A 7,700-nucleotide genomic window follows, 5' to 3' on the forward strand; every position below is an offset into this window, starting at 1 on the left:
TAGTTCCTCGGCTGCGGGTCGTGGGGGGCGCGCAGTTCCCCGCGCCCCTAGGTGGGTACTCGACCCGGCATGGTTGCCACCAAGGCTCCTGAGGATGCCTATACCGCTGAACCCTTCCTCCCCTCCCACGGAGGCCTCCCCGCCCTCCGCCGCGCCGCCGCCGACTGCCGTGGCTGCCCGCTGCACCGGGACGCCACCCAGACCGTCTTCGGTGCCGGAAACGCGCACGCCCGCGTCATGCTCGTCGGCGAGCAGCCCGGCGACCAGGAGGACCGTCAGGGCAAGCCCTTCGTCGGCCCCGCCGGGAAGCTGCTCGACCGTGCCCTCGCCGAAGCCGGTATCGACCCCGACGACACCTACGTCACCAACGCCGTCAAGCACTTCAAGTTCACCCGGTCCGAGCCCCGCAAGCGCCGTATTCACAAGGCGCCCACCCTTCGGGAGATGACGGCGTGCGGGCCCTGGCTGGCCGCTGAGCTGGCCGTGGTGGAGCCGGAGTTGATCGTCGTGCTCGGTGCCACCGCCGGGAAGGCGTTGCTCGGGTCGTCGTTCCGGGTCACCCAGGTGCGGGGGACCGTGCTGGAGGAGGAGATCCATGGGCGCCCGGAGCGGCTGGTTCCGACCGTTCATCCGTCGTCCGTTCTGCGGGCGGACGATCGTGAGGCGGCGTACCGAGGGCTGGTCTCGGATCTGAAAGTGGCGGCGCGGGCCATCCAGTAATGGCTACCATGCTTCCGTGGCCCTTACTTTCACTCTCGACCCCGCCGTCGACCCCACCCTCCGCGACGGCGTTCTCGACCTGTGGGCGGACGTCTCCAACGCCGGCGGCTCCGTCGGTTTCGTGCCCCCGGTGACGCGCGAGGCGATACGCCCCGAGCTGGTCAAGCACTTCGCGGCGATGGCCGAAGGCAGGACGCGGCTGCTCGTCGGGCGCGACGCGGACGGACAGGTCGCCGCCACCGCGTTCCTCACCTTCAACACGCACCGGCTGATGACCCACTGGGTGTGGCTGTACACGGTGATGGTGCACCCGCGGCACCAGGGCAAGGGGTACGGACGGGACCTGCTGGCCGCCGCCGAGCAGGAGGCCCGCCGCTTCGACGGCATCCGGGCCATACGGCTCACCTGCCGCGGCGGCCAGGGCCTGGAGCGCTTCTACGGCTCCTGCGGCTACAAGGAGGTCGGCCGGATCCCGGACGCCATCCGCGTCGCCCCGGACGACCACCGCGACGACGTGATCATGCTGCTGCCGCTCGACTGAGCCCGGCGACCGGAGCCCCGCCCCCAAGATCGCGGGGCGGACATGCTTCACTGGATGCTGTCCCTTTTGGAACCCCTGTCGGAATCGGAAGACTGGATTGAGATGCTCCGCTACACGCTGATGCGCCTCGGGATCTTCGCGGGCTGCCTCGTGGTCGTCTGGGGCCTCGTCTACGCCGGTCTCGCCCCGCGCGGCCTCGGTGACTCCAACGGCATGTGGGTCATCCTGCTCGCCCTGCTGCTCTCCGCACCGATCAGCTTCGTCGTCCTGCGCAAGGAACGCGACCGCGCCTCCGTGCAGATCGTCCAGAGGGTCGACAAGGTGAAGGCCAACCTGGACGCGAACCGCAGCCAGGAGGACGTAGCCGACGACACGGCCCGGGCTCAGGGACAGACGTCTTAGTCTTGCCCCTATGGGTGCAGTCAAGACCAAGCGGATGCCGCGCGCCGTCCGTGAGCAGCAGATGCTGGACGCCGCCGTGCGGACCTTCGGGCGCCGCGGGTACATGGCCGCATCGATGGACGAGATAGCCGAACTCGCCGGTGTCTCCAAGCCGTTGGTCTATCTGTACCTGAACTCCAAGGAAGACCTCTTCGCCGCCTGCATCCGCCGAGAGGCGCATGCGCTCACCGCAGCCGTACGCGCCGGCGTCGACACCGACGCGCCCGCCGACTGCCAACTCTGGGACGGTCTGCGGGCGTTCTTCACGCACACCGCGCAGAACCCGGACGGCTGGGCCGTGCTGCACCTCCAGGCCCGCACCCACGGCGACGCGTTCGCCGCCGAGGTGACCGCGATGCGCGAGGAGATCGTCGCGTTCGTCACGCAGCTGATCCTCGTCTCCGCTCGCGCGGCCCACCGTGACCCCGACCTCCCCGAGCACGAGGTCGCCGGACTCGCCGAGGCCCTCGTCGGCGCCGCCGAGTCGCTCGCCGACTGGGCGGGCGCCACTCCGGGCGTCACCGCCCGCCAGGCCGCCGCGACGATGATGAACTTCGCCTGGGCCGGACTCGGCAACATGATGGACGCGAGGCCCTGGATGCCCCCGGTCAGCTGACGGTCCCCGCCAAGTGCGCGCGCCCGTCCCCGCCGCGCAGCTCGAACCGCCCCGGCTCCGCCCCGTACGTCACCGTCCCCGGCAGCAGCACCGGCGCCCGGAACTCCGCCGTGATCCGCGCCGCCGGAGGAACCCCGTACGCCGCGAGACATCGCGCCACCGTCCACATCCCGTGAGCGATGGCCCGCCGGAAGCCGAACAGCCGGGCGGTGAGCGGGTGGAGATGGATGGGGTTGCGGTCACCGGACACAGCCGCGTACCGCCGTCCCACATCCGCGCCGAGCCGCCACTCGCCGACCACAGGCAGGGCAGGCCGCTCCTGACGCGCTGAGGCTCGCCCGTCCGTCCTGTGCCGCGCCAGATAGCTACTGCGCGACTCCCATACGAGGGCCCCGCCCGCCCTGAGTTCCGTCGCGACCGTCGCCTCCGTGCCCCGCCGGTGCGGCGCCAACCCGCCGACGTACACGGTGAGTTCGTACTCCCCGTGCGCCGCGAGCCGCTCCCGCTGGGCGATCTCGATCGATGTGTGCACAAGCCCCAGCAGCGGCAGCGGAAAGTCCCGTCCGCTCATCAGCCGCATGGCCAGCGGGAAGCTCAGCACATGGGGGTAGGTGATCGGCAGCGCGTCCTCGCCGGTCGCGAAGCCGCAGACCCGCTCGTAGGCCGCGAGCCGGGTCAGATCCACCCGCGCGCCCGGCAGGACCAGCGGGGTGCGGGGGAAGTCCGCGTCGGGGCGGGGTCGCTTGAACGGGGAAAACAGGGCGCCACGGGCGAACACCGGCGCGAGCGCGGGCGTATGGGTAAGGACGGTCACGCACACCTCCGGATTTCTTACTCCGGAGTAAGGTTACCGGAGGTAATAAGACATGTGCTGCACGGACCTGAGTGACCCTCACGTAACCCACGAGGTTGCACAGCCCCGCCCCCCGACCCTTCCCGAACACGCACAGCGCCCACACGTCAGCCCCGTACGATCCCCTTTCCTAACCGGCGGTAACCCCTTTCCGCACGTGGGGAGCCGTCCGTGAACGCCGTGCCAGGAGCCGCCCGTGTCCACGCCACTGCCTTCCTTCGCCGTGTCCGCATCCTTCGCCGACGCCCCAGCGCCCACCCTTGTGGAGCCCGAGACCCGGCGGCTGGACGGAGTCGTCCGGGAGGCGTACGTACCGCCCTTCGCGCCGGCCGTCTCGCACGGCTCGCTGGGCGACCTGCCGTTCGACAACGCCGTCGCGGTGCCGGACAAGGTGCTGCTCAGCCGTAAGACGGAGAACGGGAGTTGGGCCGACGTCACGGCGACGCGGTTCGCCGAGCAGGTGCTCGCCGTGGCCAAGGGACTGATCGCCGAAGGGCTGATGCCCGGCGACCGGATCGCGGTCATGGCGCGGACGACGTACGAGTGGACCCTCCTCGACTTCGCCGCCTGGGCCGCGGGCCTCGTGACCGTCCCGGTCTATCCGACCTCCTCCGTCTTCCAGACCCGCTGGATCCTCCAGGACTCCGGCGCCGTCGCCCTGGTCACCGAGACCGTCTCCCAGGCCGCATCCCTCGGCCCCGAGCGCGAACGCCTCCCCGACCTCCAGCACATGTGGGTCATGGAGAAGGGCCATGTGGAGCGGCTCGCGGAGGCCGGCGCCGCGATACCGGACCAGGAGGTCGAGGTCTGCCGGGGCATGCTCGGCCCGAGCACCCTGGCCACCCTGATCTACACCTCGGGCACCACAGGACGCCCCAAGGGCTGCGCGCTCACCCACGGCAACTTCTTCGCCGAGGTCGACAACGCCATCGAACTCCTCTACCCCGTCTTCAAGTCGAGGTCGAGCGAGGAGGTCTCGGTCCTCCTCTTCCTGCCGATGTCCCATGTCTTCGGCCGCATGGTGGCGGTGGCCTGCGTCCGCGCCCGGGTCCGGCTCGGCCACGCGCCCAGCCTCCGGTCCGAGGACCTCCTCGCCGACCTCGCGGCCTTCCGCCCGACCTGCCTCCTGGCCATCCCCTACATGCTGGAGAAGGTCTACAACTCCGCCCGCGCCAAGGCGGAGGAGGGCGGCCGGCTGACCATGTTCGAACGGGCTGCCGCCGTCGCGGGCCGCTGGGGCGAGGCCATGGAGGCCAAGCAGCACGGCACCGGATCCGGACCCGGCCGCGCCCTGAGCATGGCCCGCACCTTCTACGACCCGCTCGTCTACCGCCGTATCCGCAACGCCATGGGCGGCCGCGTCCGCCATCTGATCTGCGGCGGCTCACCGCTCGGACGGCGCCTCGCCGCGTTCTACGCCGGTGCGGGCATCGAGATCTACGAGGGTTACGGCCTGACCGAGACGACCGGCGCCGCCACCGTCACCCCGCCTCTCAAACCCCGTCTGGGCACGGTCGGTTGGCCGCTGCCCGGCACCCGGGTACGGATCGCCGCGGACGGCGAGATCCTGATCTCCGGGGAGCAGGTGCTGCGCGGCTACTGGGACCCGGCGGCCGGGGGAGTGGTCCCGGCCGCGGTGGACGGCTGGCTCGCCACCGGCGACATCGGCGAGCTGGACGACGAGGGCTATCTGACCATCACCGGCCGCAAGAAGGAACTGCTGATCACGGCGGGCGGCAAGAGCGTGGCCCCGACCCCGCTGGAGAACTGGCTCCGCTCCCACCCGCTGATCTCGCAGGCCATGGTCATCGGCGACCGCCGCCCGTTCGTCGCCGCCCTGATCACCCTCGACATGGCCGGCATCACCCACTGGCGCCGCATGAACGGCCGCCATCCCGTCCCCGCCGAACTCCTGGTCGGCGACGAGGAGTTGCGGGCGATCATCCAGCGCGCGGTGGACGAGGCGAACAAGCTGGTCTCACGTCCCGAGTCGATCCGCAAGTTCGCGATCCTGCCGACGGACTTCTCGGAGCCGGCAGGGCATCTGACCCCGTCGATGAAGCTGCGCCGACAGGCGGTCATGAAGGACTTCGCGGGCGAGATCGAGGAGTTGTACGAGGGACGCTGACCTGTGTGGCAGGGCGTACAACCTTCAACCGCTGCCGTGAGTCTCCTCCTCGCCAGTCACAGATCATCGCAGGAGACGCATGTTCACGCGCAGCACCGTTCGCCTGGCACTCGCCACGGCCACGGCCGCCTCCCTCACCGGCGGACTGCTCACCCTCTCGGTGAGCACCGCGAACGCGGTAACCACCCCGGCGAAGTACGCCGACGACTTCAACGGCGACGGGTACCGCGACTTCGCCGCGACCTCCATCGGCGGGGGCCAGTTCGTGGTCACCTACGGGACCGCCACCGGCCCCGGCACCGTCACCAAGACCTTCAGCCAGTCCACCTCGGGCGTCCCCGGCACGGCCGGTGACACCGACGGCTACGGCGACGCGTTCGGCGAGGACCTCGCCCCCGCCGACTTCAACCGCGACGGCTACGCCGACCTCGCCGTCGCCGACTTCACCGAGAAGGTCGACGGCAAGGTCAGCTCCGGCGCGGTCACCATCCTGTGGGGCTCGTCGTCCGGACTCTCCGGCACGAGCGCCGTCCGCCTGAAGATCACCGCGAGTTCCCACAGGGGCTTCGGCAAGGAGATCGAGGCGGGCGACTTCAACGGCGACGGCAAGATCGACCTCGCGGTCTCCGACGCCATCGAGGCGGTACGGATCTACCGCGGCGGCTTCTCCAAGTCCGGTACGACGGGTTCGGTCACCAAGCACGTCCCGAACCAGCTGCTCGAACCCGCCGGCATGGTCGCGGGCAAGGTCACCAAGGACGCCGCGACCGACCTCTTCCTCCTCGGCCAGGGCTACCACAACGACAAGATGACCCAGGACGCCTGGTTCATCCGCGGCGGCTCCACGATCCAGCCCGGCAAGATCACGGTCTACAACAGCTCTTCGCCGGACTACAGCCCGACCGGTGTCGTCGCCGACTTCGACAAGGACGGCTACGGCGACCTCGCGGTCGGGGACCGCATGTACAACGGCAAGGCCGGTTCGGTCGTCGTGTGGCGCGGTGGCAGCACGGGCCCCGGCACGAAGTACCGCCTCTCGCAGGCGACTTCGGGCGTGGCCACGGCCGCGTCACCGAGGGAGTACTTCGGTTCCACCCTCTCCGCCGGCGACACCAACGGCGACGGCTATCCCGACCTGGCGGTCGGCGTCCCCTACGAGATGGTCAGCTCCCTGGACGACGCGGGCGGCGTCCACGTCCTGCGCGGCGGCTCGTCCGGCGTCACCGGAGCGAACTCCCAGTGGTTCACCCGCGCGACGGCGGGCGTCCCCGGGAGCCCGAGCCAGTGGGAACACTTCGGCGAGCTGGTGCGCGTCCGCGACATCGACCGGGACGGCGACAAGGACGTACTGGTGTCGGCCGACTACTACAGCCCGAGCGTGCTGCTGCCGGGAACGGGCGTGAGCATTACCGGCACGGGCGCCAAGGAAGTGAACGTGGTGGCGGCGTTCCCCCAGTAGGACACTGGCAGATCTGTGCCACCCAGAACTCCACCCGGCACAGATCTGCCGATCCCCCCTCACAACCATCGGCCGCCCGCCGGACACACCCGAGCTAACGCTCGGAGTTGTCGTCCTCCGGGGCCGTCCCGGGCGGCTCCGCGTACAGGATGTCGCGGGCCTGCTCGGCGGCGCGCTCGATGCTCTCGCCCACGAAGACGACGAAGCGGGCGATGTTTTCGAGACGGACGGCGGCCGGGGTGTCGGCGCCGAGGATCGCGACGCCCTGCCGTGCGGTCTTGGCGAGGTCGTAGCTGGATCTGGCGCTGGCCATCATGGCCTGGAACCAGACGTCGTTGTCGACGGCGTAGCGCTCGCGGCGGCGTTCGTCGCGCTCCCGGCGGATGAGCCCCTGGCTCTCCAGGAACGACATCGCCTTGGAGATGGACGCCGGGCTGACCTGGAGGCGCTGGACGAGTTCGGCGGCGGTGAGGCTGCCCGCGTCGGTGGTGAAGAGGCAAGTCAGTACCCGGGCCATCATCTTGGGCAGGCCCTGTGCCATGAGGAGGGTGGTGAACGCCTCCTCGTACTCCCGCACCGCCTCCGGATCGCGCCCGTAGGCCAGCGGGGGCGCCTTCGGGTCCCGGGGCGCGGTCTGCTTGCGGCGGTGGGCGCGCTGTTCGGTGGCGCGGTGGGCGAGGTCGGCGCGGTAGGCGGTGGGGCCGCCGTTGCGCATGACCTCGCGGGTGACGGTCGAGGTCGGGCGGTCGAGGCGCCGGGCGATCTCGGCGTAGGCGAGGCCGTCGGCCAGTCCCAGCGCGATCTGCTGACGTTCCTGCTGGGTGAGCCTGCCTCCGGGCATCGCGGCCTCCTTCGTGGTTCCTGGTGTTGGCCACCATAGCGTTCATTCTCAATCCATTGCAACGATTGGCGAGTCGCCTGTTGCATTAGCTTCCAATCCGG

At 70.3% G+C, this 7,700-nt stretch carries 8 protein-coding genes; 6 read left to right on the forward strand and 2 right to left on the reverse strand.

The window, feature by feature from the left end; all coding sequences use genetic code 11:
* Positions 1 to 69: 69 nt before the first annotated feature.
* The 4 genes from H4N64_RS38845 to H4N64_RS38860 all read left to right on the forward strand — a co-directional run bounded on the left by H4N64_RS38845 (position 70) and on the right by H4N64_RS38860 (position 2,318).
* Positions 70 to 720 carry a UdgX family uracil-DNA binding protein gene (locus tag H4N64_RS38845; protein WP_186287326.1) on the forward strand — a complete coding sequence of 217 codons (651 nt, stop codon included), beginning with the start codon at positions 70 to 72 and terminating at the stop codon, positions 718 to 720.
* 16 nt (positions 721 to 736) lie between these two features.
* Positions 737 to 1,261 carry a GNAT family N-acetyltransferase gene (locus H4N64_RS38850; RefSeq protein WP_186287327.1) on the forward strand — a complete coding sequence of 175 codons (525 nt, stop codon included), beginning with the start codon at positions 737 to 739 and terminating at the stop codon, positions 1,259 to 1,261.
* A gap of 102 nt (positions 1,262 to 1,363) precedes the next feature.
* Positions 1,364 to 1,663 (forward strand): DUF4229 domain-containing protein, encoded by a 300-nt coding sequence (locus H4N64_RS38855; protein WP_186287328.1) that lies wholly within the window; start codon positions 1,364 to 1,366, stop codon positions 1,661 to 1,663.
* Positions 1,664 to 1,673: 10 nt separating this feature from the next.
* On the forward strand, positions 1,674 to 2,318 hold the full coding sequence (locus H4N64_RS38860) for a TetR/AcrR family transcriptional regulator (protein ID WP_186287329.1): 645 nt from the start codon (positions 1,674 to 1,676) through the stop codon (positions 2,316 to 2,318).
* On the opposite strand, the gene H4N64_RS38865 is transcribed toward H4N64_RS38860, so the two are convergent.
* Entirely contained in the window at positions 2,311 to 3,132 is an 822-nt protein-coding gene (locus H4N64_RS38865) for a MaoC family dehydratase (RefSeq protein WP_336246922.1), read from the reverse strand. The two genes, H4N64_RS38860 and H4N64_RS38865, sit on opposite strands and share 8 nt — an antisense overlap.
* 235 nt (positions 3,133 to 3,367) lie before the next feature.
* Between H4N64_RS38865 and H4N64_RS38870 the strand changes: the two genes are divergently transcribed.
* Positions 3,368 to 5,299, forward strand: coding sequence for an AMP-binding protein (locus tag H4N64_RS38870; protein ID WP_186287331.1), 1,932 nt, complete (start codon positions 3,368 to 3,370; stop codon positions 5,297 to 5,299).
* Between the two features lie 79 nt (positions 5,300 to 5,378).
* Entirely contained in the window at positions 5,379 to 6,758 is a 1,380-nt protein-coding gene (locus H4N64_RS38875) for an FG-GAP-like repeat-containing protein (RefSeq protein ID WP_186287332.1), read from the forward strand.
* Between the two features lie 94 nt (positions 6,759 to 6,852).
* Here H4N64_RS38875 and H4N64_RS38880 read toward each other — a convergent pair whose 3' ends face one another.
* The gene (locus H4N64_RS38880; RefSeq protein ID WP_186287333.1) at positions 6,853 to 7,599 is read right to left on the reverse strand and encodes a GbsR/MarR family transcriptional regulator; all 747 of its coding nucleotides are present in this window, start codon (positions 7,597 to 7,599) and stop codon (positions 6,853 to 6,855) included.
* Positions 7,600 to 7,700 lie beyond the last annotated feature (101 nt).

This window comes from Streptomyces cupreus (assembly GCF_014257025.1).
GTDB lineage: Bacteria > Actinomycetota > Actinomycetes > Streptomycetales > Streptomycetaceae > Streptomyces > Streptomyces cupreus.